The sequence below is a fragment of the Nocardioides sp. genome (assembly GCF_036493135.1).
GTDB lineage: Bacteria > Actinomycetota > Actinomycetes > Propionibacteriales > Nocardioidaceae > Nocardioides.
Window position 1 is genome coordinate 55,429 of sequence record NZ_DASXQG010000040.1, and the last position, 26,187, is coordinate 81,615.

The 26,187-nt window shown below is 71.3% G+C and carries 25 protein-coding genes; 16 read left to right on the top strand and 9 right to left on the bottom strand.

What is annotated here, in order from left to right; all coding sequences use genetic code 11:
• Nucleotides 1–3: 3 nt before the first annotated feature.
• From VGJ24_RS06335 to VGJ24_RS06345, 3 genes are all read right to left on the bottom strand, one after another.
• On the bottom strand, nt 4–1,194 hold the full coding sequence (locus VGJ24_RS06335; protein ID WP_331499668.1) for an AAA family ATPase: 1,191 nt from the start codon (nt 1,192–1,194) through the stop codon (nt 4–6).
• Nucleotides 1,195–1,200: 6 nt separating this feature from the next.
• Nucleotides 1,201–1,974, bottom strand: a complete 774-nt coding sequence (gene cpaB / locus VGJ24_RS06340) for a Flp pilus assembly protein CpaB (RefSeq protein ID WP_331499669.1) — start codon at nt 1,972–1,974, stop codon at nt 1,201–1,203.
• 193 nt (nt 1,975–2,167) lie between these two features.
• Nucleotides 2,168–3,958, bottom strand: a complete 1,791-nt coding sequence (locus VGJ24_RS06345; RefSeq protein ID WP_331499670.1) for an AMP-dependent synthetase/ligase — start codon at nt 3,956–3,958, stop codon at nt 2,168–2,170.
• A gap of 166 nt (nt 3,959–4,124) precedes the next feature.
• Here VGJ24_RS06345 and VGJ24_RS06350 point away from each other — a divergent pair, with 166 nt between their 5' ends.
• The 5 genes from VGJ24_RS06350 (at nt 4,125) to VGJ24_RS06370 (ending at nt 8,627) form a co-directional block, all read left to right on the top strand.
• Nucleotides 4,125–4,565 (top strand): SRPBCC family protein, encoded by a 441-nt coding sequence (locus tag VGJ24_RS06350; RefSeq protein ID WP_331499671.1) that lies wholly within the window; start codon nt 4,125–4,127, stop codon nt 4,563–4,565.
• A 26-nt stretch (nt 4,566–4,591) separates the two neighbouring features.
• Nucleotides 4,592–5,767, top strand: coding sequence for an ArsA family ATPase (locus VGJ24_RS06355; RefSeq protein ID WP_331499672.1), 1,176 nt, complete (start codon nt 4,592–4,594; stop codon nt 5,765–5,767).
• A gap of 19 nt (nt 5,768–5,786) precedes the next feature.
• A complete protein-coding gene (locus VGJ24_RS06360) occupies nt 5,787–6,197 on the top strand; it encodes a hypothetical protein (RefSeq protein WP_331499673.1) in 411 nt (136 codons plus the stop codon).
• Nucleotides 6,194–7,135 (top strand): ROK family glucokinase, encoded by a 942-nt coding sequence (locus VGJ24_RS06365; RefSeq protein WP_331499674.1) that lies wholly within the window; start codon nt 6,194–6,196, stop codon nt 7,133–7,135. Before VGJ24_RS06360 ends, VGJ24_RS06365 begins: the two co-directional genes overlap by 4 nt.
• Nucleotides 7,136–7,199: 64 nt before the next feature.
• Nucleotides 7,200–8,627: a hypothetical protein gene (locus tag VGJ24_RS06370; protein WP_331499675.1), complete on the top strand. Its 1,428-nt coding sequence runs from the start codon at nt 7,200–7,202 to the stop codon at nt 8,625–8,627.
• An 18-nt stretch (nt 8,628–8,645) separates the two neighbouring features.
• Here VGJ24_RS06370 and VGJ24_RS06375 read toward each other — a convergent pair whose 3' ends face one another.
• Together VGJ24_RS06375 and VGJ24_RS06380 are read right to left on the bottom strand one after the other, a co-directional pair.
• Nucleotides 8,646–9,065: a hypothetical protein gene (locus VGJ24_RS06375; protein WP_331499676.1), complete on the bottom strand. Its 420-nt coding sequence runs from the start codon at nt 9,063–9,065 to the stop codon at nt 8,646–8,648.
• Nucleotides 9,066–9,093: 28 nt separating this feature from the next.
• Nucleotides 9,094–9,876 (bottom strand): alpha/beta hydrolase, encoded by a 783-nt coding sequence (locus tag VGJ24_RS06380; protein ID WP_331499677.1) that lies wholly within the window; start codon nt 9,874–9,876, stop codon nt 9,094–9,096.
• 104 nt (nt 9,877–9,980) lie between these two features.
• Here VGJ24_RS06380 and VGJ24_RS06385 point away from each other — a divergent pair, with 104 nt between their 5' ends.
• The 7 genes from VGJ24_RS06385 to VGJ24_RS06415 all read left to right on the top strand — a co-directional run bounded on the left by VGJ24_RS06385 (nt 9,981) and on the right by VGJ24_RS06415 (nt 16,163).
• Entirely contained in the window at nt 9,981–10,739 is a 759-nt protein-coding gene (locus VGJ24_RS06385) for a lysophospholipid acyltransferase family protein (RefSeq protein WP_331499678.1), read from the top strand.
• A gap of 68 nt (nt 10,740–10,807) precedes the next feature.
• A complete protein-coding gene (gene macS / locus VGJ24_RS06390) occupies nt 10,808–11,896 on the top strand; it encodes a MacS family sensor histidine kinase (protein ID WP_331499692.1) in 1,089 nt (362 codons plus the stop codon).
• A 179-nt stretch (nt 11,897–12,075) separates the two neighbouring features.
• Complete coding sequence (locus VGJ24_RS06395; RefSeq protein ID WP_331499679.1) at nt 12,076–13,563, top strand: DUF2142 domain-containing protein; 1,488 nt, start codon at nt 12,076–12,078, stop codon at nt 13,561–13,563.
• Between the two features lie 26 nt (nt 13,564–13,589).
• Entirely contained in the window at nt 13,590–14,096 is a 507-nt protein-coding gene (locus VGJ24_RS06400) for a flavin reductase family protein (protein WP_331499680.1), read from the top strand.
• 21 nt (nt 14,097–14,117) lie between these two features.
• Nucleotides 14,118–14,834 carry a response regulator transcription factor gene (locus VGJ24_RS06405; protein ID WP_331499681.1) on the top strand — a complete coding sequence of 239 codons (717 nt, stop codon included), beginning with the start codon at nt 14,118–14,120 and terminating at the stop codon, nt 14,832–14,834.
• The gene (locus VGJ24_RS06410; RefSeq protein ID WP_331499682.1) at nt 14,818–15,267 is read left to right on the top strand and encodes a GNAT family N-acetyltransferase; all 450 of its coding nucleotides are present in this window, start codon (nt 14,818–14,820) and stop codon (nt 15,265–15,267) included. The genes VGJ24_RS06405 and VGJ24_RS06410 overlap by 17 nt, the downstream gene beginning before the upstream one ends.
• On the top strand, nt 15,264–16,163 hold the full coding sequence (locus VGJ24_RS06415; RefSeq protein WP_331499683.1) for a hypothetical protein: 900 nt from the start codon (nt 15,264–15,266) through the stop codon (nt 16,161–16,163). The genes VGJ24_RS06410 and VGJ24_RS06415 overlap by 4 nt, the downstream gene beginning before the upstream one ends.
• A 59-nt stretch (nt 16,164–16,222) precedes the next feature.
• Here VGJ24_RS06415 and glpK read toward each other — a convergent pair whose 3' ends face one another.
• Together glpK and VGJ24_RS06425 are read right to left on the bottom strand one after the other, a co-directional pair.
• Nucleotides 16,223–17,710, bottom strand: coding sequence for a glycerol kinase GlpK (gene glpK, locus VGJ24_RS06420; RefSeq protein WP_331499684.1), 1,488 nt, complete (start codon nt 17,708–17,710; stop codon nt 16,223–16,225).
• On the bottom strand, nt 17,707–18,540 hold the full coding sequence (locus VGJ24_RS06425; RefSeq protein WP_331499685.1) for a DUF1028 domain-containing protein: 834 nt from the start codon (nt 18,538–18,540) through the stop codon (nt 17,707–17,709). Before VGJ24_RS06425 ends, glpK begins: the two co-directional genes overlap by 4 nt.
• Nucleotides 18,541–18,600: 60 nt before the next feature.
• On the opposite strand from VGJ24_RS06425, the gene VGJ24_RS06430 reads away from it, so the two are divergent.
• On the top strand, nt 18,601–19,908 hold the full coding sequence (locus VGJ24_RS06430) for an MFS transporter (protein ID WP_331499686.1): 1,308 nt from the start codon (nt 18,601–18,603) through the stop codon (nt 19,906–19,908).
• Nucleotides 19,909–20,043: 135 nt separating this feature from the next.
• Nucleotides 20,044–21,072: a 6-phosphofructokinase gene (locus VGJ24_RS06435; RefSeq protein ID WP_331499687.1), complete on the top strand. Its 1,029-nt coding sequence runs from the start codon at nt 20,044–20,046 to the stop codon at nt 21,070–21,072.
• Between the two features lie 104 nt (nt 21,073–21,176).
• Here the strand turns inward: VGJ24_RS06435 and VGJ24_RS06440 are convergent, their stop codons facing one another.
• Both VGJ24_RS06440 and VGJ24_RS06445 read right to left on the bottom strand, forming a co-directional pair.
• On the bottom strand, nt 21,177–22,088 hold the full coding sequence (locus VGJ24_RS06440; protein ID WP_331499688.1) for a hypothetical protein: 912 nt from the start codon (nt 22,086–22,088) through the stop codon (nt 21,177–21,179).
• A 290-nt stretch (nt 22,089–22,378) separates the two neighbouring features.
• Nucleotides 22,379–23,314: an NADP-dependent oxidoreductase gene (locus VGJ24_RS06445; RefSeq protein WP_331499689.1), complete on the bottom strand. Its 936-nt coding sequence runs from the start codon at nt 23,312–23,314 to the stop codon at nt 22,379–22,381.
• A gap of 206 nt (nt 23,315–23,520) precedes the next feature.
• On the opposite strand from VGJ24_RS06445, the gene VGJ24_RS06450 reads away from it, so the two are divergent.
• Together VGJ24_RS06450 and VGJ24_RS06455 are read left to right on the top strand one after the other, a co-directional pair.
• Nucleotides 23,521–24,855, top strand: a complete 1,335-nt coding sequence (locus tag VGJ24_RS06450; protein WP_331499690.1) for a class II 3-deoxy-7-phosphoheptulonate synthase — start codon at nt 23,521–23,523, stop codon at nt 24,853–24,855.
• A gap of 1 nt (nt 24,856) precedes the next feature.
• On the top strand, nt 24,857–26,187 hold a 1,331-nt coding region (locus VGJ24_RS06455; RefSeq protein WP_331499691.1), incomplete at its 3' end, for a glycosyltransferase family 39 protein.

A 26,187-nucleotide genomic window follows, 5' to 3' on the forward strand; every position in this document is an offset into this window, starting at 1 on the left:
ATGTCACCTCTTGATCCGGAAGAGCTTGGCGAACCGGTCGTTGTCGGAGGAGTCGGCCGAGGGGGTGCGGCCCAGGTCTGCCACTCCTGCCGGTTCGCCGACGAGCAGGGTGGAGAGGTTCCGGAACGCCGAGCTCGACGGGTGGTGCGGGCTGGCCGCGATGATCGGCGTGCCGGCGTTGGTGGCAGCCGCGATGTCGATCGACGTCGAGATCTGCGACGCGACACTCATGCCGAGGATCGCCTCCACCTTGTCGGCCCCGATGCCGACGGCGTCGTCGGCGCGGTTCAGGAGGAGGTAGCGGTGACCGTGCCCGATGTTGAGCATCTCGAGCGTGTCCAGGGCCACCTTGACGTTCTTCAGGGTCGGGACGTCGAGGGTCGCCACGATGATGCACTCGTCGGTCTCGTCCAGCGCCGTGAGCGTCTGCTCGTCGAACGCCGGCGCGGTGTCCACCACGACGTAGTCGTACATGGTGCGCAACGTGCGCAGGACCTTCGAGATCAGCAGCGGTGTGATGCGCTCACGTACGTCTGGGTGGCTCGGGGCCGCCAGAACCTTCAGGGCGTCCTGGTAACGGGTCAGCAGCGAGTTGAGCATGGGCGGGTCGAGGTCCTCCTCGGACCCGATCGCGTGCTCGATCGTGTGCGAGGGGAACAGCTGGAGCGTGATCGCGACGTCGCCGAACGCCAGGTCGAAGTCGACCAGGCACACCTGGCGCGAGCCATTGTCGGTCAGCGCGAGGGCGAGGTTGACCGCGACCGTGGTCTTGCCGACACCGCCCTTGGGCGAGAAGACCGAGATCACGTGGCCGTTGTGCTTCGAGGCCTCGGGTCCGCGGAGCGCCTGCGAGAAGGTGTGCGCGCGGGAGACGGCCCCGGCGACCAGGTGCAGGTCGTCCATGGCGACGACCTCTCTGGCACCCGCCTGCATGGCCCGAGCGAGCAGCGCGGTGTCGAGGGCGGGTCGCACGAAGACGACGCTGGTGGCCGGCCGCGAGACGCGAAGGCTCTCGCACACGGTCACGCCGTCGCCGAACGAGATGTTCGGCCCCAGCACCACGACGTACTCCTCGGGGTGCTGGGCCAGCCACGGCAGCAGTCGCTCGGTGGTGTCCACGGACTGGCAGCCCGGGGGCAGCGCACCGAGCAGCCGCCGGGCTGTCGTGCTGTCGGGATCGACGATGACGGGCATGTCAGCTCACTTGCCGAAGAGGGACTGGACCAGGGTGGACGTTCCCGCGGCGGACTTGACGTTGCTGTCCGGGGTGAGAAGGCCGAAGGTGAGGTCGAGCGCCTTGGACGCCACGATCACCTTCTGTGCGTCCTTCTGCGACACGGCGATCGTGAGCAGGGTCCGCGGCAGGGTCTCGGTGGTCTGGACGCCGCTCTCGTCGGTGGACGTCGAGGTCGTCGGCGGCTGGGGCGAGCCGACGTTCAGGACGGTGACCTTGGGCAGCAGGAGCCGGGTCGACTGGATGTCGCCTCCGGTGGAGGCGCCGGTCGTCCCGTTGGTCAGCTGACCGGTCACGAAGATGGCGACCGCGGAGCCGTTCTGGATGTTGCCGGCGACTCGGTCGGGGTCCGTCAGGTTGACCGAGATCGCGATCATGCCCTTCGGGATCGCCAGCGTGGATGAGGTCGCCGCGACCGTGTTGCCGAACTGGCTCTCGATGATCTGCTGGCCGGCGAAGATCGGTACCGAGGCGATCTTGCCCTTCAGTGCGGTCGTGGTGGTCTGGTATCCGCTGGTGAGCTGGTTCTGCGGCACCGGCTGGAGCGAGATCTTGCCCGCGGTCAGCGCCTGGTCGTAGTTCTCTCCGGCGGCGATGTCCTGCGTGGCCTTGAGGACGCTGACGTTGTCGAACTTGTTGTTCGCACGCTTGTCGGCGCCTTGGACGTAGAGGAAGACGAGTGCCGTGCCCATGACGGCAACGAACACGGCGAGAATGAGGAGCAGCCTACGGCGATCCATGGCCGGTTTACCTTTCGCTCGGACATCTGCCGTCCAGCGGATGGCGGGCTGGCAGTACGTGACGCGCGCGAACCGTGCTCGGACGGAGGGGATTTTCGCCCTGGTTGAGCCCGGAACTCGCGAGACAGATGGTAGGTGTGAGACCACTGCGCTCGTGGGAAAATGGCAAAACCCTGCATCCGACGAGGCGTGCCTAGACGGTGAACAGGCCGGCGATCTCGTCCTTGTGCTCGCGCACGACGACGTTGCGCTTGAGCTTGAGGCTGGGCGTGAGCTGACCGGCCTCCTCGGTCCAGTCGTGGGGGAGCACCACGAACCTGCGGATGGACTCCGCCCGGGACACCGCTGCGTTGGCCTCGTCGACCGCGTTCTGGATCTCGGTGAGCAGGTCGGGGTCGTCGACGTGCGCGGCGATGTCGCCGGCCTTGCCATGCGCAGCCGCCCAGTCGGGGAAGGCCTCGGGGTCGATGGTGACCAATGCGGCGATGAAGGGCTGTCCGTCGCCGACGACCAGGCACTGGCTGACCAGGAAGTGCGCGCGCACCCGGTCCTCGAGCACGGACGGCGCGACGTTCTTGCCGCCCGCGGTCACCAGGATCTCCTTCATCCGGCCGGTGATGCGGACGAAACCCTCCTCGTCGATCTCGCCCACGTCACCGGTGTGGAACCAGCCGTCGCGCTCGAGGACCTCCGCGGTGGCCGCCTCGTTCTGCCAGTAGCCGGGGAAGACCTGCCGTCCGCGGAAGAGCAGCTCGCCGTCCTCGGCGACGCGCACCTCGGTGCCGGGCAGGGGCTGACCGACGGTCCCGATCTTCAGCGCGTCGGGCCGGTTCACGGTGAGGGCGGCGGTGGTCTCGGTGAGCCCGTACCCCTCGAGCACGGTCAGCCCGATCCCGCGGTAGAAGTGACCGAGCCGGTCGCCGAGGGGTGCGCCGCCGGACACGGCGTACCGGCAGCGGCCGCCGAGTGCCGCCCGCAGCCGGGAGTACACCAAGCGGGAGAACACGGCGTGCCTGGCCCGGACCGCGACCGGGACCTTGCCGCGCTCGAGCGCCCGCGAGTAGGCGATCGCGGTCTCGGCGGCGCGGTCGAAGATGCCACCACGCCCCTCGGCGGTGGCGCGTTGCGACGCGGTGTTGAACACCTTCTCGAAGACCCGGGGTACGGCGAGCAGGAACGTCGGCTGGAACTCGGCGAGATCGGGCAGCAGCCGCTTGACGTCGGCGCTGTGCCCGAGCCGTACCCGGGCCTTCACGGCGCCGATCTGGATGATCCGGGCGAAGACGTGGGCGAGCGGCAGGAACAGCAGCGTCGAGGCGTCGTCGGCCTCGAACAGCTCGTGCAGCTCGGGAACCGCGACCCCCAGCTCCGCCATGAAGTTGCCGTGGGTGAGCTGACAGCCCTTCGGGCGGCCGGTCGTGCCGGAGGTGTAGATGACCGTCGCCAGGTCCAGTGGGGTGGCCGCCGTCCGCCGGCTCTCGAGCGCGTCGTCGGAGATGTCCTCGCCCAGGCGGCTCAGGACCGCGACGCCGTTGTCGGCCAGCGACCAGACGTGGTTCAGGTCGGTCAGCCGGGAGCGCCGCTCGGCGATCCGAGCGGTGTGCTCGGGACCCTCCGCCATCACGGCCACGGCCGCGGAGTCGCTCAGGATCCACTCGATCTGGTCCGGCGACGAGGTCTCGTAGATCGGCACGGTGACCGCTCCGGCGAACCAGATCGCGTAGTCGACGAGCGTCCACTCGTAGCGGGTCTTGGAGATCAGGGCGACCCGGTCACCGGCTCCGATGCCGGCGGCGACCAGACCCTTGGCGACCGACCGGACCTCGCTCAGGAACTCGGTGGCCGTGATGTCGCCCCACCCCGCGTCGGTACGGCGCGCGAAGACCACCGCCTCCGGCGCCTCCGCGGCGTTCGTCACGACGTCGTCGGTCAGGTTGCCGGTCGCCGGGATCTCGACGTTCAGCGGAGCGGAGTACTCACGCACGCTGCCTCCAACGCTCGCTCCAGGGGTGGGTCACGGGTCCGGGGGGAGGTTACCGCCGGGCGCCCCGAGGGCGATCCGATAGTCTCGCCGCGCCGGTGAAGCCGCGCCGCCGTCGGCGCCGTACCGGTCTCCGACACCGCAGTTCCACCGGCCCGAGGAGGTCACGATGGCCGACCAGACCACGTCGTCGATCGTCGTCGACGCCTCGCCCAGCGCGGTGATGGCGGTGATCGCGGACTTCCCGGCGTACCCCACCTGGGCCAAGGGCGTCACCACCGCCGACGTCCTCTCCGAGCTCCCCGACGGTCGCGCCGAGCAGGTCTTCTTCAAGCTCGACGTCTCGCCGATCAAGGACGAGTACACGCTCGCCTACGTCTGGTCCGGCGACGACCAGGTCACCTGGACCCTGGTCGAGGGCAAGATGCTGCGCGCGCTGGACGGGGCCTACGTGCTCTCCGAGCGGGGCGACGGCACGACGGACGTGACCTATCGGCTCGCCCTCGATGTCTCCATCCCGCTGATCGGGATGCTGAAGCGCAAGGGCGAGAAGATCCTCATCGACACCGCGCTCAAGGGGCTCAAGAAGCGCGTCGAGTCGCTCGGCTGACCGGGCTGAACTGACGGCCCCGGCTCGTGCGGATCCTCCTGTTCACCGGCAAGGGCGGCGTCGGCAAGTCGACCGTCGCGGCCGCCACCGCCGCCCTCGCCGCGGAGTCGGGCCGGCGCACGCTGGTGCTGTCGACGGACGCCGCACACTCCCTTGCCGACGCGTACGCCGTGAACGTGGGCAGCGAGCCGCACGAGGTCGCGCCGAACCTGTTCGTCCACCAGGTCGACGCGCAGCGCCGGTTCGAGGAGTCCTGGGCCGAGATCCAGGGCTACCTGCTGTCGGTGCTCGAGGTCGCCGGGGTCGACCCGGTGGCGGCCGAGGAGCTGACCGTCATCCCGGGTGCGGAGGAGGTGCTCGCGCTCCTCGAGCTGCGGCTGCACGCGCTGTCGGACGACTGGGACGCCGTGGTGGTCGACTGCGCGCCCACCGCCGAGACGCTCCGGCTGCTCGCCCTGCCCGAGGCGCTGGGCTGGTACATGAGCCGGGTGTTCCCGGTCGAGCGCCGGGTGATGCGAGCGCTGAAGCCGGTGCTGTCCCGCGCGGCGGGTGTGCCGATGCCCGAGGACGACGTGTTCGGCGCCGTCGAGCGCCTGCACGCCGAGCTCGACCAGGTGCGCGCCCTGCTCACCGCGCCCGACTCGGGCGTGCGGCTCGTGCTGACCCCCGAACAGGTGGTGCTCGCCGAGGCCCGGCGGAGCTTCACGACGCTGTCCCTCTTCGGCTACCGCGTGGACGGAGTCGTCGCCAACCGCGTCTTCCCCGACACCGCGGGCGACCCGTGGCGTGAGGGCTGGGTGCGGGCGCAGACGGAGGTCCTGACGGAGGTCGAGCAGTCGTTCGCGGGCATCCCGGTCTGGCGGTCGGAGTTCCGGCCGACGGAGCCGGTGGGGCTGGCCGAGCTCCTCGAGGTGGGGCGCGCCCTGTACGGCGGCACGGATCCGCTCGACGTACGTCGGTCCGAGGAGCCCCTGCGGATCACCCGTAGCTCCGAGGGCGCGGTGCTCCGGCTGCGGCTCCCGTTCGTGGGGCGCGGCGACGTCGACCTGGCCAGGGACGGCGACGACCTGGTCGTGACGGTCGCGTCGTATCGTCGTCTCCTCACCCTGCCCGCCGGGCTGGCCCGCCGTCGCGTGGCCGGCGCCCGAGTGGACGGGGGCGAGCTCCAGGTGAGGTTCGCCGGCGAGCGAAGCGAGAGGTGAGCCGAGAGGTGAACGACGCGTGAGTGAGAACGACGGTCCCGAGCCGCCGGTGGGCAGCGTCGCCGAGGAGGCCGCGAAGCTCTTCGGTGCGCTCTCGGGATGGGCCCGCGAGCACGGCGACGGCGTCTCGAGCATGGCCGGGTCGATGGCCGGGTCGTTGGCCGAGGACCTCCACGAGCACCTGGCGACCGGTTCGCCGGAGTGCGCGTGGTGCCCGGTCTGTCGCACCGTGGCCGCGATCCGGCAGACGAACCCCGAGGTGCGCGCCCATCTGGCCAGCGCTGCGTCGTCGTTCATGCTCGCGGTCTCGGGGATGATGGCGCCTCCGACCCACGCGCGGAGCGAGGGTGTCGAGCGGATCGACCTCGACGCAGACCCCGACGACGACCCCGACGACGACACCGGCGACTGGCCCGAGGACGAGTCGTGAGCCTGGCCTGCGGCATCGATGTCGGCGGCACCAAGATCGCCGGTGGCGTCGTCGACGAGCACGGCACGATCCTCGAGGAGCTCCGGGTCGAGTCGCCGGCCACCGACGTCCCCGCGATCGAGGCCGCGATCGAGAAGCTGGTCACCGAGCTGCGCACCCGCCACCCGATCGAGGCGGTCGGCGTCGGCGCCGCCGGCTACATCGACAAGGCGCGTGCGGTCGTGCTGTTCGCGCCGAACCTGGCCTGGCGCGACCTCGACCTCAAGGCGGACCTGGAGCAGACGCTCGGACTCCCCGTGGTGGTGGAGAACGACGCGAACGCCGCGGCGTGGGGCGAGTTCCAGTTCGGGGCCGGCCACGACGTCGACGACCTTCTGCTCGTCACCGTCGGTACGGGTGTCGGGGGCGGCGTGGTCCTGGACGGGTCGCTGTACCGCGGAGCCTTCGGCGTCGGCGCCGAGATCGGGCACATGCGAGTGGTCCCGGACGGGATCCTGTGCGGCTGCGGCAACCGTGGCTGCCTCGAGATGTACGCCAGCGGCTCGGCGCTGGTCCGAGAGGCTCGGGCCGCGGCCCGAGCCGGCTCACTGCTGGCGGCCGACCTGCTGGAGCTGGCCGGCGGCGATCCCGGTGCGATCACCGGGCCGTTGGTGACCGATGCCGCTCGAGGCGGCGACACGTTCGCAGTCGAACAGCTGGCGACCCTCGGTCGCTGGCTCGGCGAGGGCATCGCGTCCCTGACTGCCGTGCTCGACCCGGCCGTGGTCGTGGTCGGTGGCGGCGTCAGCGCCGCGGACGAGCTGCTGCTCGAGCCCACGCGGGCCGCGTTCAAGTCCCAGCTGACCGGGCGCGGCCACCGGCCGATGCTCGAGATCCGCAGGGCGCGGCTGGGCAACCGGGCCGGTCTGATCGGCGCTGCCGACCTCACGCGGCACTGAGCGTCGTACCGGCGAACCGACCGAAATCGCCCGGTGCATGCTCACCGGCTGCCACGATCGGGCCATGGGCGAACGCGCGGTGCGGTGGGCTCCACCTGCGCTGGTGCTCGTGCTCCTCGGCTGGATCGCGGCCCGGGCCGCACGCCCGATCCGCGACCCGGACGACTGGTGGCACCTGCGCCTCGGCAACGACCTGATCGCCCAGCACTCGCTGGCGACGCCGGCGCACTGGTCGGTCTTCGCCACGGTCGACTGGGTGCCGACCGAGCCACTGCCCGAGATCGTCGCGGCGTACGTCGACCGCTGGTTCGGGCTCCCGGGTCTGGCCGTCCTGTTCGCGGTCGCGGGCATGGTCGTGGTCCTCACCGTGTACGTGACCTGTCGCAGGTGGGCCGCGCCCCTGCCGTCCGCACTGGCCACGGTCCTCACGGTCCTCGCCGCCTCCGCGTCGTTGACGTCGCGGCCGCAGCTGATCAGCTTCGTGCTCTTCCCGATCGTGATCTCGGCCTGGCTGCGCACCGAGCAGGACCACCGCGTGCGCTGGTGGCTGGTACCCCTGGTGTGGCTCTGGTCGCTGTGCCACGGCTTCTGGTTCCTCGGGGCCGGGTACGGCGTGCTCTTCGTGGTGGGCTTCGCGCTCTCCCGCTCGATGTCCCCTCCGGTGCTCCTGCGCCAGGGCGCGGTGGCCATCGCGTCGTTCGCCGTGGTCGCGCTCAATCCCGTGGGGCTGGGCGTGCTCGAGGCTCCACTGGCGGTGAACAGCACCTCGCAGTACATCGCCGAGTGGGCTCGCACCGACCTGACCAGCCTGGCGGCGCTCGGAGCACTCGTGATGCTGGTGGCCACCGCGGGCCTGTGGGTGGCCACCCGTCATGGTGCGAGCTGGCCGCGGGTGCTCGTCCTGGTCAGCGCCGTCTTCTGGACCTGGTACGCCGCGCGCACGGTCGCCGTGGCGGGGCTCGTCGTCGCCCCGCTGTTCGCGGCCGCCCTCGACCGGCTGGTGCGTGCCGGCAACGGGGAGTCCACCGAGACGGGTGCAGGTGAGGGGCCACGTCGCTCCGAGATGGCCGTGCTCGCCGCTGCCGCCGCGGTCGCGGTGATCGTCGTCGGTGCGCTGGCGCCGAGCACCTCCGACCGTCCCGGTGATGTGCCGACGCGCCTTGACGCGACGCTCGACCGGCTCCCACCCGGCACGCGGGTGTTCAACGCCTATGCGCTGGGTGGGTGGATCGCCTGGCGCCATCCGGACCTCGAGCAGTACATCGACGGGTTGATCACGCCGTACTCCGACCGGCACGCGCACGACTACACGATCGCCGAGGCGACCGAGCCCGGCTGGTACCGCGTCGTCGAGGCGTCCCGAGCTCAGGTCGCCCTTCTTGCCGACAACTCTGCCCTCGCCGCCCGGCTGCAGGATCGGGGCTGGGTGGTCGACGGGACCGACACGGGGTACGTGCTGCTGGTGCCACCCGGAGACCCGGCGCGGTCCTGACCCGGCACCCGGCGTCGTTCAGACCCTGGCGCCGTCGTCGTCGGGGTCGCGCGGCGCCATCGTCGCGACGAGGTAGCCGAAGGATGCGATGAAGGCGATCACGAGCCCGACGGTGAGGATGCTGGGCAGCGCGTAGTCGATCAGGTTGATCACCACCAGCACGATCGGCGACGCCACCAGGCCGACCCACGCCACGCGGCGTTCGGGAGTGATCACCGGCGGCGGCGGGAGCGGCGGCGGCGTGAAGGACTCGTCGTCCTCCAGGTCGAGGAGGAACGGCTCGTCGGGCTCGGGTTCGGGCTCGGGTTCGGACAGCGGCGTGGTCAGCTCGATCAGACCGGGCACGTCGGGGCTGTCGCCGTAGTGGTCGACGATCTCGCGCCAGGCGAGCTCGTCGGCCCGGGCGCGGTCCCCGGGCTCGTCGTCGCGCATGCTCACCCGACCAGCCTAAGCGGTGCCCCCACCACTACGGTGCGGTCACCCGGGCGACGAACTCGGCGGACTCGGCGAAGATGCGCTCGGCGTCGTGGTCGAGCGTGGCCACGTGGTAGCTGTTGTTCAGGGTCCGCTCCTCGATGTCGGCCGAGGCGACCCCGTGCAGGATCGTGGGCGACGAGGACACGTCGATGACGTGGTCGTCGTTCGAGCGGAAGTACAGCACCGGCTGGGTGACCAGCTTCAGGTCCGGGACCACCACCTTCCACATCGCGGTGACCTCGGCCAGACCCTTCAGGGGCAGGCGGTCGTAGCCGTGCTCGTTCTGGTCCGGCTTCTTGATGTCGTTGGCGACGCCGCGGAGGGCCGGCACCAGGTGCTTCAACACCGGCAGCGCGTGCAGCTCGGTACGCATGCTCGAGACGAACGGGTTGACCAGGACCACTCCCGAGACCTGGGTGCCCCGCGTCTCCGCGAGCCGGAGCGCCACCGACCCGCCCATCGACAAGCCGCCGACGACCACGGCTTCGCAGTCCTCACGCAACCGGTCGAATGCCGCCTCGGCCTCGGTGCACCAGTCGGTCCAGGAGACGTGGTTCAGGTCCTGCCAGCGGGTGCCGTGCCCGGGCAGCAGCGGCACCTCGACGGCGTACCCCTGGTCGGCCAGGGCCTGCGCCCACGGCTTCATCGAGGCGGGGGATCCGGTGAACCCGTGTACCAGAAGGACTCCGATCGCGCGCCCGCCGGTGCGGTCGGGCTGGGCCGGGAGGGCCAGTGGAGCGGTCGGGAACTGATGGGTCGGAGTCTCGGCCATGCGGGAATCCTGCCGTACGCCGCACGGCTTGTCAGGGTCCTCGCTGCGCGGGTGCTACTAGGGTGTGCGGGGACGGTGGCGAGTCGACGCGCGAGGGGGTCGAGGTGCTCTACTGGTTCTTGAAGTGGATCGCGCTCGGACCTTGGCTGAAGCTGGTGTTCCGGCCGCACGTCGAAGGCGCCGAGAACGTCCCCGCCTCCGGTCCCGCGATCCTGGCCAGCAACCACCTGTCGTACGCCGACTGGCTCTTCATGCCCTTGACGCTCCCGCGTCGGGTCACCTTCGTGGCCAAGGCGGAGTACTTCACGACTCCGGGCATCAAGGGCTGGTTCCAGAAGAAGTTCTTCTCCGGCGCCGGCCAGGTGCCGATCGACCGCTCGGGTGCGAACGCGGCCGAAGGGGCGTTGGCCTCCGCCCGCCACATCCTCGGCGAGGGGGACCTGTTCGGCATCTATCCCGAGGGGACCCGGTCCCACGACGGGCGCCTCTACCGTGGCAAGACCGGTGTGGCCCGGCTCGCCCTGGAGACCGGCGTACCGGTGATCCCCGTGGCGGTTCTCGGCACCGACGTGGTCGCGCCGCCGGGCAAGACGTTCGGCACGTTCACCCGGCCGGGCGTGCGGTTCGGCACGCCGCTGGACTTCTCCCGCTACGAGGGCCTGGAGAACGACCGGTACATCCTGCGAGCGATCACCGACGAGATCATGTACGAGATCATGCAGCTGTCCGGCCAGGAGTACGTCGACATGTACGCCACCAAGGCCAAGGACCTGTCGCAGAAGTCGGCCGCCGAGGCCAGGCGGGCCGAACGTGAGGCTCGTGAGGAACGGGCCGTGGCCGGCGAGCAGAAGCAGGCGTCCTGAGCAGCCAGCACCATCCCGGGCTCACGCCGGGGCTGCGGTTCCCGGTCCGGCCCACCGAGCCGGCCGCGATCGCGGTTGAGGATCGCATGTACCGCTGGCTCGCGGTGCTCCGCTTCGTGCTGGTCGCCAACGCGGTGGGTCTCAACATCTATCGCGACGGCTTCGAGCACCCGGTCGGCGGTGCGCTGCTGCTCGTCGCCATGGTCGTGTGGACGTTCCTGATCAGCTGGGTCTACTACGCGTACCGCCGGCGCACGACGTACTGGATCGTGGCCGACCTGGTCGTCGCCCTGGCGGCTGTGGCGCTGACGCCCGTGGTGAAGGAGCCGGGCTACCACTCGACCGTCCCGGGCTTCTGGATCATGGGCGCGTTGTTCGCGTGGGCGATCCACTGGCGTCTGTACGGCGGACTGGCGGCTGCGGTGCTGTTGTCCGCCACGGACTTGCTCACTCGGGGCTACCTCACCGAGACCGTGTACGGGAACTACTTCCTGCTGCTCATCGGCGGACCGATCGTCGGCCTGATGGTCGACTCGCTGCTGCGGTCGGCGGCGCGGACGGCCGCGGCCGAGCGTGCAGCCGCCGCCGCCACGGAGCGGACGAAGCTGGCCCGCGCCGTGCACGACGGCGTCCTCCAGGTGCTCTCGCTGGTCCAGCGTCGCGCGCCCGACCTGGGCGCCGACGGTGCCGAGCTGGGCCGGCTCGCGGGCGAGCAGGAGCAGGCCCTGCGGTCACTGATCCGGGAGCAGGACGCGATCGACGCCACCCCGGGGATGGTCGACCTGGTCGGGGCACTGTCGGCGCTCGAGCGCCGCCCTGGGGTCTCCGTGGCGACGCCGTCCGGAGGCGTCCTCCTGGAGCGTCGGGCCGCCGACGAGATCGTCGCGGCCGTGTCGGCCTGTCTCGACAACGTGGCCGCACACGTCGGCCCGGAGGCACCGGCGTGGGTGCTGCTGGAGGCGTCACCGCAGGTGATCCAGGTGTCCGTGCGCGACGAGGGGTCGGGCATCCCGGACGGTCGGCTCGAGGAGGCCGAGCGCGCGGGCCGGCTCGGCGTCTCGTCCTCGGTCCGGGGCAGAGTCGCCGAGCTCGGCGGTCGCGCCGAGCTGACGACCGGCTCCTACGGCACGGAGTGGGAGCTCACCTTTCCGCGGTGACGTGCGCCCATGTTCCGCCTCGGCGATTCCCCTGATAAACCCTCGTGCCTTCCATATCCTCGTCACGACCAAGGAGGTCGAACAGGCGTGTACCGGGACCTGCGCGTGACCGGCGACGCGCGGACGCACCCGTGCTTCCTGCTCTCCGTGCTCCAGCGGGACATCCAGGAGGGCAACCGGTGACCGTGCGCGACATCGCCGCGTCGCCCGCGCGGGTCGAGCGCACCACGGGATCGCCGTACCCCCTCCTCACCGGCCTGGCCGTGCTCCTGGTCTCATGGATCCTGCTCGTGCCGCCGTTCGGCGGAGCCGACGAGTTCGACCACGCGTACCGGGCGGCGGCGACAGCCCGTGGCCAGTGGTTCACCACACCGAGCGACGCCACCCGCGGCACCGGTGCGTGGCTCCACGTGCCCCGCGACATCGTCGACGCGGCGCGTCCCGAGTGTCAGGCGCGGGTCTACACCACGGCGTCCGACTGCGTAGGCACCAGGGAGGGCGATGCGGTCCGGATCGCCAGCGGCGCCGGTCGTTACCACCCGCTGTACTACGCCCTGGTCGGCACCGTGGCGCTGCCGTTCCACGGGACCGCGGCCCTCTACGTGATGCGCCTGGCCACCGCCGCGCTGGCGCTGGCCCTGGTCGCCCTCGCACTCGGCGCCCTCCGCACGTGGGCGCGCTCGCGCATCGCGCTGCTCGGGCCGGTGGTCGTGTGCACGCCGGTCGTCGTCTACTCCTGCTCGATCGTCTCTCCCAACGGCGTCGAGATGGCGGCAGGGCTGGCCTTCTGGGCCGCAGCCGTCGGGCTGCTGGTTGCCGATGCGCACGACGTACGCCGGCTGTCCGTCATTGCCGCGGTCTCCGGAGCCACGCTGTGCACCCTGCGACCGATGGGACCGCTCTGGTGCCTGCTCGCGGCGGTCGTGACGCTGCTCGCCGTCCGCTCCGAGCCCGGACGGGTCCGGCTGCTGATCCGTCGTCACGACGTCCAGGTGTCGGGGGCCGTGGTCGCAGTCAGCGCCATCCAGAGCGTCGCGTGGACGGTGGCCATGGGGGCGCTGGAGCTGAGCAAGGTGTCCGATCCCGTGCACACGTCGGTCGCCCATCGCGCGGGCGAGATCGCGCCACTGGTGCCCCTGTGGGTGCTGCAGTCCGTCGCTGCGTTCCCGATGCGCGACGACGCGACGAACCCGGCGGTCTACTTCTGCTACCTCCTGTTGTTCGGTGCCCTCATGGTCACTGCGCTCCGCTGCGCCGATCGTCGGATCCGGGTCGGGATCGCGACGGTCGTGGTGGTGACTCTCGTCCTGCCATTCGTCACCAGCGTCTCGTCGTATGACGAGCTGGGCGCGGCGTGGCAGGGGCGGTACGCGCTGCCGTTCGCACTCGGGATGGCCGTGCTCGCGGGCTTCGCCCTCGACCGGGCCGGCCGTACCCTGCCCGGACCGTGGCCGGTCCTCGCCGGCGTGCTGTTCGTGACCGCTCAGGTGGTCGCGGCGGCGTACACCCTCCACGTGGAGATCGGACGGAGCCCGCTGGTCGACTCGGCCGCCTGGCTCCGGCCCCCGATGTGGCTGCTGGTGGTCCTGACCGCCGTGGGCGCCGTCCTGCTCTGGTGGGGGGACGCCGTACCCCGTCTGCTCGGCAGGGGTGAGGCACGTACGTGACGTCGCCGCGGCCTAGGCTCGCGGTCGTGACGATCCACGCCGAGCACCCGTTCCGGGATCCCGAGCCGGATCCGGTACGCCGCTTCCGTGGTCGGGTGGGCGGCAGGGTCAGCCTCTGGACCGCGGGCGACGAGGACGGCCGCACCGGGCTCACCGTCACGTCGTACCTGCTCGCGGCGGGGGAGGACGCCCGGGTGCTGGCGCTGCTCGACCCGGACGCGGACCTGACCGAGCGGTTGCTCGGGTCGGGGCGCGGGGTGGTCCAGCTGCTGACGTGGGACGACCGGGACCTGGCCGAGATGTTCGCCGGGACGGCACCCGCCCCCGGGGGGATGTTCCGACAGGCCGAGTTCGTGGCCACCGAGTGGGGTCCGCGGCTCGCGACGGCGACGACGTGGGCCGGCGTGCGACTGGAGTCCGAGCAGGAGGTCGGGTGGTCGACCCTGGTCACCACGGTCGTGGAGCACCTCGAGGTCGGCAAGGACGCCGAGCCGCTACGTCACCACCGCGGGCGCTACACACGTGTGGACTGAGACGTGTCCTATGGTCGCTCCATGTCCGACGGGGCCGGCGAGGCGCGCCTGCGGGTGATGGTCGTCGACGACCACCCGATGTGGCGCGACGCGGTCGAGCGCGACCTGCAGGACGCCGGGTACGACGTGGTGGCCGTGGCCGCCGACGGCCACCAGGCGATCGCACGCTTCCGGGCGGCGCGACCGCAGGTCGTCGTGCTCGACCTCCAGATCCCCGGGCCCGGTGGTGTCGAGGTGACCTCGGACGTGCTCGGCCACGACCCGTCGGCGCGGGTGCTGATCCTCTCGGCGTCCGGTGAGCACCAGGACGTCCTGGAGGCGGTGAAGGCCGGGGCGACCGGGTATCTGGTGAAGTCCGCGTCGCGCCAGGACCTGCTCGACGCCGTACGACGAGTGGCCGCGGGCGACAGCGTGTTCACGCCGGGGCTCGCGGGCCTCGTGCTCGGCGAGTTCCGGCGGATGAACGAGGGGGGCCTCGACGAGCCGGAGCCCGAGAACGCGCTGACCGCGCGCGAGACCGAGATCCTCAAGATGGTCGCCAAGGGGATGAGCTACCGACAGATCGCCGACCGGCTGGTGCTGTCCCACCGCACCGTGCAGAACCACGTGCAGAACACCCTCCGCAAGCTCCAGCTGCACAACCGCGTGGAGCTCACCCGCTATGTGATCGAGCAAGGTCTGGACGATGACGACGATGACGACGATGACGACGATGACGACGATGACGACGACGAGTGAGACCGTCTTCCGGCCGGCGACCGCGGCCGATGCCGACGCGCTGACCGCGCTCGAGCGCGACACCAACCTGGTCGCGCTGGCCCACGTCTTCCCCGACATCCCCTACCCGTACGACGACGTCCGCGCCCGCTGGCTGCGGCTGCTGGCTGACCCCGAGGTGAGGGTCGAGGTCGCCGGGCCACCGCGACGACTCGACCTCTACCTCGCCTGGGACGACGAGCGGCTGCGGCACCTCGGCGTTCGCCCCGACCTGTGGGGCCACGGACTAGCCCGCCGCGCGCTGGAGCGCGCCGACGGCGTACGCCGGCTGTGGGTGCTGCGGGACAACGCGCGAGCCCGTGGCTTCTACGAGCACCTGGGCTGGGCGCCGACCGGTCGCGAGCAGGCGGCGGAGTGGCCGCCGTACCCCGTCGAGCTGGAGTACGGCCGATGACCGACTCGCCCGACCTGCTCGCGCTCGCCGACGAGCTCTACGCGCTGCCCCTGGAGGAGTTCACGCCCGCACGGGACGCGAAGGCCAAGGAGCTCAAGGCCGAGAAGGAGCTGGCAGCGGCGGTCAAGAAGCTGAAGAAGCCCTCGGTGGCGGCCTGGGTCGTGAACCTGTTCGTACGACGCGAGGCAGCCCAGGTGGACCAGGTGATCGCCGTCGGCCAGGCCCTTCGCGATGCCCAGGAGGGGATGGACGGCGCGGAGCTGCGGGCGCTGACCAAGCAGCGGCGGCAGCTGACCTCGGCGGTGACCCAACAGGCCCGGGCGCTGGCGAAGGACGAGGGCGTGAAGGTGACACAGGCAGTCGCGGACCAGGTCGAGGCGTCGCTGACCGCTGCGATGCTCGATCCCGAGTGCGCCCGGGCGGTCCGCAGCGGCCTCCTCACCGCGGCGCTGTCGTCGACCGGGGTGGACTCCGGAGACGTCGCGGCCGCGGTCGCACTGCCCGAGGCGCTCGGGTTCGCCGCCACCCCGACCTCGGGCGAGAAGCCCGCCCCGCCGGAGCTGCACGTCGTACCGGGGGACGGTGACGACGCGGCAGCGCGGAAACGCGAGAAGGCCGAGACGGCGCTGGCCGCCGCGCAGGAGACGGTCGACGAGACCGAGTCGGCCCTCACCGAGGCGAGCCAGGCTGCCGAGGAGCTCCAGGCCCGGAGTCTTCAGCTCCAGTCGGAGATCGACGAGCTCCGCCGCAAGCTCTCCGAGCTCGAGTCGTCGGCCGAGGAGACAGACGAGGAGCTGGACGAGGCCGAGGAGACCCGGACCGAGGCCGCAGCCGCCCACTCCGTGGCGGTGAAGACCCGCGACGCCGCCCAGAAGGCGCTCGACAAGCTGTCGTGAGCGGATGGGACGGATCAATTCGCGCCGGAGTGTCGGTGTCCGCGGCGGCTTGATACGTACTATCCGGACGCCCAGGCCAGGGAGCGGCGGACGCCTTCCTGCCAGCGTGCGTACGACGCGTCGGCGGCGGCGCGGGTGTCCGCGTCGGAGGTGGGGTCGAAGCGGGCGTCGAGGTGCCAGGTCTCGCGGAGGTCGTCGGTGGAGTCCCAGACCCCGACACCGAGCCCGGCCAGGAACGCCGCTCCCAGCCCCGTGGTCTCGACGATCTCGGGACGCTCGACGGCGACGCCGAGCTGGTCGGCCTGGAGACGGCAGAGGAGGTCGTTGGCGGACGCGCCGCCGTCGACGCGCAGCGGCGATGAGTCGGCGCCGGGCATCGTCGTGAGCACGTCGCGTACCTCGAAGGTGATCGCCTCCAAGGTCGCCCGCACGAGGTGGGCGCGCGTCGTACCGCGGGTGATGCCGAGGATCGTGCCCCGGGCGTGCGGGTCCCAGTGGGGAGCGCCGAGACCGGTCAGCGCCGGCACGAACACGACGCCCTCCGAGGAGTCGACGGTCGCCGCGATCGCCTCGGTCTCGGCCGCCGAGCCGACGATCTGCAGGCCGTCGCGCAGCCACTGCACGGCCGCGCCGGTCACGAAGATGGCGCCCTCCAGGGCGTAGGTCAGCTCGCCCTCGGGCGAGCGCCAGGCCGCGGTGGACAGCAGCCCGGCATCCGACCGCTCGAGCGACGTGCCGGTGTTGGTGAGGATGAACGACCCGGTGCCGTAGGTGCACTTCGCGTCGCCGGCGTCGAAGCAGGTCTGGCCGAACAGCGCCGACTGCTGGTCGCCCGCCATCCCCGCGATGGGCAGCCCGAGCCCGCAGAACGACGCGGGGTCGGTGGTCGCGATCTCGCCCCAGTTGGGCACGAGGTCGGGCAGCGCGTGGCGGGGTACGCCGAACAGCGAGCACAGCTCGTCTGACCACTGCCCGGTCGAGAGGTCCATCAGCAGCGTCCGGCTGGCGTTGGAGACGTCGGTGACGTGCCAGGTGCCCCGGGTCATCCGGGCGACCAGGTAGGAGTCGACGGTGCCGACGGCGTACCGGCCCTCCTCGACCAGTGCCCAGGTGTGCGCCTCGTTCTCGCGGAGCCAGGTGAGCTTCGTGCCGGAGAAGTACGGATCCAGGCGCAGGCCGGTCAGCTCGGTGACCCGCGCCTCGTGCCCTTCCTCGCGGAGCCGGTCGCAGATCGGCGCCGTACGACGGTCCTGCCAGACGATCGCGCGCCGCGGCGAGCCGAGGGTCTCGCGGTCCCAGAGCAGGACGGTCTCGCGCTGGTTGGTGATCCCGACTGCCCGCAGCGTCGAGGCGTCGTACGACGTGAGCGCGGCGCGGGTGGCCTCGAGCGTCGCCTGCCAGATCTCCTCCGGGGCGTGCTCCACCCAGCCGGGCCGGGGGAAGTGCTGGGCGAACTCCTGGTAGCCGCGGGCGGCGATCCGGCCTTCGGGGGTGACGACGAGCGCGGTGACGCCGGTGGTGCCGGCGTCGATCGCGAGCACGCTCACCGGCCCGACTCCCGGGCGGCGTCGCGGAGCCGTTCGAGGATCTGCTGGTCGATCCAGGCCCCACCGGCATCGACCCGCATCTCGTAGTTCTCGGTACCGGCCCAGTCGTTGAGGGTGTCGAACCCGAGCCTGTGGAGGTGCTCGTCGACCTCGGCCCGGAGCTCGTCGTTGATCGTGACCTGCTCGGCCGGCGTGGACGCGGTCAGGTAGAGGTCGTTGAGGTCGAGGAGCCGGGAGAGCTCGGTGACCGGGTCGGCGTGGTCGTCGATGCGCAGGTCGACCGCGATGTCGTCGCCGCCGGAGTACCCGGCGCCCTCCTTGACCACGAGCAGCGCAGCCGACTGGCGGCCGCGCCGGTCGCCTCCGGCGTCGTCACCCGCGGCGAGGGCGGCGAGCAGGCGCCGGGCCAGCGGTTCGTCGGGGTCGCTGGACTCGAAGACGTCCTGCATCGCGGCCACCACGAAGTCGCCGGCCAGGATGTTGCCCTGGATGGCGTACCCGACCCCGGTCACACCGCCGGCCCAGTCCAGGCAGGCATGACCGGTGTGGGTGGCGGCCCCGCCGTCGACGTCGACGATGCCGACCTGGCGCTCGTCGCGCCCGCCGTCCTCCTCGAGCAGCCGCTGGAGAGCGACCGACGCGGTCGCGCCCTCGTCGAGGTGGGAGAGGGCCAGGCCCTTGTAGGCGACGTTCGCGTCGGCCTGGGTGGCGATCGCCCCGACGCCGGCCACGGCGGCCGGGACGACGGCCCCGACGGCCAGGAACTTGGAGGCGACGGCCACGCCCCAGGACTCACCGTCGGTGGACCGCGCCACGATGGAGAACGTCATGGCGCCACCGTATCGATGTCGGTTTGCCCTCAACCCTGCTTGAAGCTGGAGGATGTCGGGATGCTGCAGCGACTCGGGTTCCCGGACATCGGACCTCATCGGAGGTTCGTGTCCGCGCTCGCGATCGACGCACTGGGCAGCGGCATCTGGATGCCGCTGTCGATGCTCTACTTCCTGCACCAGACGTCGCTCTCGCTGGTCGAGCTCGGCCTGGCGATGACGATCGCCAACACCGTCGCGATCGCCGTGGTGCCGTTCCTCGGCTCGCTGGTCGACCGGGTCGGACCCAAGACCGTGATGCAGGCCGGGAACGCCGGCGCCGCCGTGGCGTTCGTGCTGTACCCGTTCGCCCACTCGCTGGTCGCGGTGACCGCGCTGATCTTCTGCGCGACCGTGACCCGGCAGGCGTTCTGGAGCGCGCTCGGCCCGATGGTCACCCAGATCACCCGACCGGGGGAGCGCGAGCTGTGGTTCGGGTTCCTCCAGGCGATGCGCAACGCGGGGTACGGCGTGGGCGGTGTCGTGTCCGCGGTCGCGCTGACGATCGGTTCCGGGGCGGCGTTCCAGTCGGTCGTCGTGGCGAACGCTGCGTCGTACGTGCTGGCGCTCGGGCTGATGCTCGGCGTAGCGGGCGGTGGCCGACCGAAGGTCGCCGACGCGTCGGCGGCCGGTCGTCAGCGGGGTGGCTGGTGGGTCGCGTTCGCCGATCGCGGCTACCGGTCGCTGATCGCGGTGATCTTCTGCTACGCGATGGCCACGATGACGCTGAACGTGGCGATGCCGGTCTACTTCATCGACCTGCTCGGACTCCCGGGCTGGATCCCCGGCACCGTGTTCGTGATCAACACCGTGATGATCGGCGTCGGACAGGGGCTCGTCGTGCGGGCGATGACCGGGTCGACGCGACGCCGGGTGCTCCACGCCGCCGTCGCGTTCACCGCGGTGTCCTACGCGATGTTCTACGCCGCGGACGCCCTGTCGGTGACCACCGGCATCGTCGTGGTCCTGATGGCGGGCTTCGTCTACACGCTGGGTGAGATGACGTCCGGACCGGTCGTTTCCGCTCTGTCGGCCGAGACCCCGCCGCCGGACCAGCGCGGCCGATACATGGCGGCGACACAGCTGGCCTGGGGTGCAGCGGCGGCCGTGTCGCCGCTGCTCTACTCGGCGCTGCTCGACCGCGGCTCGCTGGCGGCGTGGGGCGGCCCGATCGTGATCTGCGCGGTCTGGGCGGTGCTGGTCGAGGTGCTGACCCATCGGATGCCCCAGGTCAGCCGGCCGGTCACCAACGTGGCCGAGCCCGAGCCGGGGCCCGAGCCGGGGCCGGGGCCGGTCGGCTCGTCGGCGGAAGCGCCCACGACGTCGTGAGTTCCTCCGCGCTCCGGGCAAACGCGCGGGCGCGGGCTCGGCGTACCGCAGGCGGACGGTTGGCCCGGGGAGCGCCGGGCCCTAGGCTGACGGCTGCTCTTGTAACGATCCAACGCGCCAAGATCAGGAGTCAGCATGCGCATCGGGGTCCTCACCGGCGGCGGCGACTGTCCGGGGCTGAACGCGGTGATCCGCGCGGTGGTGCGCAAGGGCGTCGGCGTCCACGGGTTCGAGATCGTCGGATTTCGCGACGGCTGGAAGGGACCCCTCGAGGGTTTGACCATGGAGCTCGGCATCCCGCAGGTGCGCGGGATCCTCCCGCGCGGCGGCACGATCCTCGGCTCGAGCCGGACGAACCCGTTCAAGATCGACGGCGGTGTCGAGCGGGTCAAGGACAACCTGGCCGCGGGCTCGATCGACGCGCTGGTCGCGATCGGCGGCGAGGACACGCTCGGCGTCGCGACCAAGCTGGCCGACCTCGGGGTGAACGTCGTCGGCGTACCCAAGACCATAGACAACGACCTGTCCGGCACCGACTTCACCTTCGGGTTCGACACCGCCGTGAACATCGCCAGCGAGGCGATCGACCGGCTCCACACCACGGCCGAGTCGCACCACCGCGCTCTGGTCGTCGAGGTGATGGGACGGCACGCGGGCTGGATCGCCCTCCACTCCGGGATCTCCGGTGGCGCGAACGTCGTCCTCATCCCTGAGGTGCCGTTCGACATCGAGGAGGTGTGCGACCTGGTGAAGAAGCGGTTCGAGACCAAGTACGCCCCGATCATCGTCGTCGCCGAGGGGGCGGTGCCGCGGGAGGGTGGCGACATGACGCTGGTCTCCGGCGAGGTCGACTCGTTCGGGCACGTGCGGCTCGGCGGCATCGGCGACCGGGTGGCCGCCGAGATCGAGCAGCGCACCGGTGCCGAGGCACGGGCCGTCGTCATCGGTCACGTGCAGCGCGGCGGCACCCCCACGGCGTTCGACCGCTGGCTCGCCACGCGCTTCGGCCTGCACGCCATCGACGCCGTCGCCGAGCAGGACTTCGGGAAGATGGTCGCTCTGCGCGGCACCGACATCGTCCGCGTCCCCCTCATCGAGGGCACCGGTGAGCTCAAGCTGGTCAGCCCCGCGGAGTACGCCGAGGCCCAGGTCTTCTTCGGCTGATCGTCTTGTTGGGGTAGTCCCTGACGTTTCCGTTCACAACATCGCCTATTTGGAACGGAATCGTCAGGGACTACCCCGGATGTGGGATGAGCGGACGTGCGACGTCAGCTCGCGCGACGGCGGTAACCCAATAGCCGCTCGCGCTGGTCCTGGGACAGGTTCCGTCGCTGCTCGACGGTGAAGGTCGGGATCCACCAAGGCGGTGGCTCGATCGTCCACGGACGCACTGCCGCCGGGATGCGGGCGGCTCGGGCGTAGGCCTCGCGTAGGCGGCTGATGAAGGCGAAGGGGGTCATCAGATCGCCGGTGAGCATCTCGACGAACTCGAGGCCGACGGCGCGCAGACGTGCCTCCTTCGCGACGTCGCGGGATCGTTGGGCTCCCTCGAGGTGGAGCGCGCTGTTGTACTCGCCCGCCACACCTGCGACGGGGTCGATCAGATCGGGCGTGCCGAGGTGGCGCCCGTTCCGGTCGAACACCGGCCGGTTGCACAGAGGACGGGCCAGCCCGGCCTCATGCTCCCAAAGGCGATACATCGTCACCTCGGTCGGCGACCAGGCGTTCTCCTCCATGTCCCTGCCGCCCACGCGGGCGCGTTCCATGCCCGTCCATCCGGCCTCGTGGGACAGGAAGTCGAGCAGCTCATTTTGGCTGAGGAGGTCGTCGTACGCCGTCATGGCGGCATGCTGGACCGCCTCGGTGTCGGACGCGGCGTACCGCATCTCGAAGAACAGCGATCGCATCGCGGAGGTGACTCGTAGTCCGCGGTGGACCTCGAGCTCGGTGGGGTCGAGCCGCTCCTCGCTCGTCGCGATGCCCGGTTGCGGGCGGATCGAACGGTCCGCGACGGCGAGGGTGACCGGTCGCACCTCCGTGCCGCCCCCTCGTACGCCGTCGAACCAGGTGCCCCCGAGCCAGCACAGTCCGGCCCAGCCGGTGACGCCGCCGTACGCCGGAAGCACGGCCGCGGCTTCGACGATCCGCTGCTCGACGGTCCGCTCCACGTCGGACGGCACGAACAGTCCACGGCTCGTCCGACGCCAGTGCTTGCTCCGCGCATACCCTTCCGTCGGACCCGTGATTCCGGCGGGGTCGATCTCGACTGGCCACACGAGGTGGTCGGGGAGGCCCCATGGTCGTGCCGCGGGCATGGTCGATGGTGGCGCGAATCGTTCCTTCGCCGCCGGGCCTCTCCACAGGCATGCCGATAGTCCCTGACGATTCCGTCCGGTTGGACGGTCCGTTCGAACGGAAATGTCAGGGACTATCCGTGCGTGGGCGGGGAAGTGGCGGTCAGGGCCCCAGGTCAGGGCAGTAGCACGAGCTTGCCGGTGGTGTGGCCGGTGGCGATCTGGCGGTGGGCCTCGGCCGCGTCGTCCAGAGGGTACGTCGACGCCACCAGCACGCGCAGCGAGCCGTCGCCGGCGAGGCGGGCGATCTCGGCCCGGGCGGCTGCCCGGATGTCGTCGCCCGGGTCGGCGCCGGGACCACCGCCGAGCAGCTTGACGCCCTCGCGGGGGGCTCGCTCGAAGTTCGCGATCGTGGCGATCCGGGCGCGGTCCGCGACCAGCGCCAGGGACACGTCCATCGCCTCGTCGGTGCCGACCAGGTCGAGGGCGACGTCGATGCCGTCGGGTGCGAGCGCGCGGACGCGGTCCGCGAGGCCGTCGCCGTACGTCACCGGCTGCGCCCCGAGCTCGCGCAGGAGGTCGTGGTTGCGCTCGCTGGCCGTGCCGAGTATCCGCGCACCCCGCAGCCGCGCCAGCTGGACGGCCGGCAGGCCGACCCCGCCGGTCGCACCGTGGACGAGCACGGTGTCGCCGGCGGTCACGCCGGTCGCTTCGAGAGTGTGCCAGGCCGTCGCGCCGGTCAGCAGTACGCCGCCCGCCTCGGGCCAGTCGAGGGAGGACGGCTTCGGCGTCAGGGCCGTCTCGTCGACCACCAGATCGGTGGCGTACGCGCCGGTGACCCGGTAGACGATCACCTCCTCGCCGGCCTCATGACTGGTGTCGGGACCGACAGCAGTCACGACGCCTGCGGCCTCGAAGCCGAGCACCAGTGGCAAGCGGGCCGGATCTCCGGGTCCGCGGTACCGCTTCACGTCCGCCGGGTTCACCCCGGCCGCGCGCACCGAGACCCGCACCTGGCCGGGCCCGGGCTCGCCGGGGTCGACCTCCTCCACTGCGAGGTTCTCCGGGCCACCGAAGCCGGTGGCCACGACGCGTCGGCTCGAGCTGCTCATGCAGGGCCAACCTGGCCCGGGTGCGCGGCATTCCGTGACCCGGCCGCCACACGGTCGTTGGGTCGAGCGGGCACCGCGGCACGCCCCGTCGAGCTCCCGGGTCTCGGCGGTGCGTGACCACCGTGCGGAAGGCGCAGCGACCGCGTCGCCGTCCGCGTGACGTCGGCGGTGACAGCGGGGCCGACCCGGCGCCGTACCCTGGGCCGGTGAGCATTCCCGACCTGGCGTCTCTGCACGCGCTCGGCCCGTCGCAGCAGCCGTCCTACCCGGACGCCCGTGCGGTCGACGCAGCCGTCGCGCGTCTGCGCACGCTGCCGCCCCTGGTCTTCGCCGGTGAGTGCGACGACCTCAAGACGAAGCTCGGCGAGGTCGCCCACGGCAAGGCGTTCCTGCTACAGGGCGGCGACTGCGCGGAGACCTTCGCCGGATCCACGGCCGACAACGTCCGCAACAAGCTACGGGTGCTGCTCCAGATGGCCGTCGTGCTGACCTACGCCGCGTCCGTCCCGGTCGTGAAGCTGGGTCGGCTGGCCGGCCAGTACGCCAAGCCGCGTTCCTCCGACCTCGAGACCCGCGAAGGGGTGACCCTTCCGGCGTACCGCGGCGATGCCGTCAACGGCTTCGACTTCACGCCCGAGGCGCGGGTGCCCGACCCGCAGCGGTTGATCGAGGCCTACCACTCGAGCGCGTCGACGCTGAACCTCGTGCGCGCCTTCGTCACCGGTGGCTACGCCGACCTGCGCCAGGTGCACACCTGGAACACCGACTTCGTATCGAACTCCCCGGTCGGCAAGCGCTACGAGAAGCTCGCCGACGAGATCGACAGGGCGATGCGGTTCATGTCCGCGATCGGCGCCGATCCCGACGAGTTCCACCGGGTCGACTTCCACACCTGCCACGAGGCACTGATCCTCGAGTACGAGCACGCGCTCACCCGGATCGACAGCCGCACCGGCAACCCGTACGACGTGTCCGGCCACTTCGTCTGGATCGGCGAGCGCACCAACGACCTGAACGGCGCCCACGTCGAGCTGCTCAGCCAGGTCCGCAACCCCCTGGGCGTCAAGGTCGGTCCGCGCTCGACACCCGACGACGTGATCGCGCTCGCCGCCCGGCTCAACCCCGACAACGAGGCCGGCCGCCTGACCCTGATCACCCGGATGGGCGCCGGTCGGATCAACGACGTGCTGCCCGCCCTGATCGAGAAGGTCACCGCCGCCGGGCTCGAGGTGGCATGGGTCTGCGACCCGATGCACGGCAACACCTTCGAGACCTCGACCGGCTACAAGACCCGCCGCTTCGAGGACGTGATCGGTGAGGTCCAGGGCTTCTTCGACGTGCACCGCTCGCTCGGCACCTGGCCGGGCGGCATCCACGTCGAGCTCACCGGCGACGACGTCACCGAGTGTGTGGGCGGCGGCGAGGAGGTCGCCGAGCTCGACCTGGCGACCCGCTACGAGTCGGTGTGCGACCCGCGCCTGAACCGCGTGCAGTCATTGGAGCTGGCCTTCCTCGTCGCCGAGATGCTGCGCACCGCCTGAGATGACTCCACCGCCGGTCGCCTGGCGGCGTGTGCTACCCCCGGTCGTGGTGGTCGTGGTCGTGCTGACCGCCTTCAGCAACGGCTACGGCTTCGACCGCGACGAGATGTACTTCGCGATGCTGAAGCCGGCGTGGGGGTACGTCGACCAGCCGCCGCTCACGCCGCTCCTGGCGCACGGCCTCGCGTCGTGGTACGACGGCGGCCCGTGGCTGGTGCGGGTCCCCGCGACCCTCTGCGCGGCTGCCTGCGTCGTGATCACCGCCCTGATCGCCCGCGAGCTCGGGGGAGCGGCGAAGGCGCAGGCCTGGACGGCCTGGGGCATGGCCACGACCTCGGCCGTGCTCGTCTTCGGCCACGTCCTGCTCACCTCGGCGCCCGACCTGGTCGCGTGGGGGCTGGTCTCGCTGTGCGTGCTCCGGGCGGAGCTACGCGAGCAGCCGCGGTGGTGGCTCGTCGCGGGCGCGCTGGCCGGCCTCGCGACGTACAACAAGCTCCTCGTCGTCGTGCTACTCGCCGGGATCGCCCTCGGTCTCGCGATCGTGGGGCCGCGCGGTCGCCTGCTGTCGCCGTACGTCTGGGGCGGCGCCGGCCTCACCGTGCTCCTCGGGCTCCCGAACGTGATCTACCAGCTGACCCACGATCTGCCCCAGCTACGGATGGGTCGGGCGCTCGCCGACAACAACGCCGGCGACGTGCGAGTCAGCATGTGGTACCTGCTGATCGTGCTGCTCGGGCCGCCGCTCGCGGTGATCTGGGCGATCGGGCTGCGGGCGCTGTGGCGCGACCCTCGGGTCCGGTTCTTCGTGGTCGTCATCGTCGTGGTCGTGCTGTTCACCTTCGTCTCCGGCGCCCAGCCGCACTACCCGGTGTTCATCCTGCCGATCCCGTTCGCGGCGGGAGTTGTCGCGATGCAACGGCATCTCGGCCGGGTATGGGGGGCGCTGTTCGCGGTCAACGGTGCGGTGTCGCTGGTGCTCGCACTGCCGATCATCCCGGTCGGGACCGTCGGCGCGACCCCGGTGCCCGACATCAACACGTTGGCGCAGGACTCGATCGGCTGGCCGGCGTACGTCGACCAGATGACCGCGCCGTACGACGCCCTGCCGGACCGTGCGCACGCCGTCGTCGTCACCTCCAACTACGGCGAGGCCGGCGCCATCGCCCGCTTCCGCCCCGACGTCCCGGTCTACGCCGCCCAGAACGCGCTCTTCGACCAGGCCCGGCCGGCCGACGACTCCACCACCGTCGTCTTCGTCGGCGGCGAGTACGACCTCGCCCGCACGTTGTTCACCTGCCGGGTCGTGGCTCGGCTCGACAACGGCGTGGACGT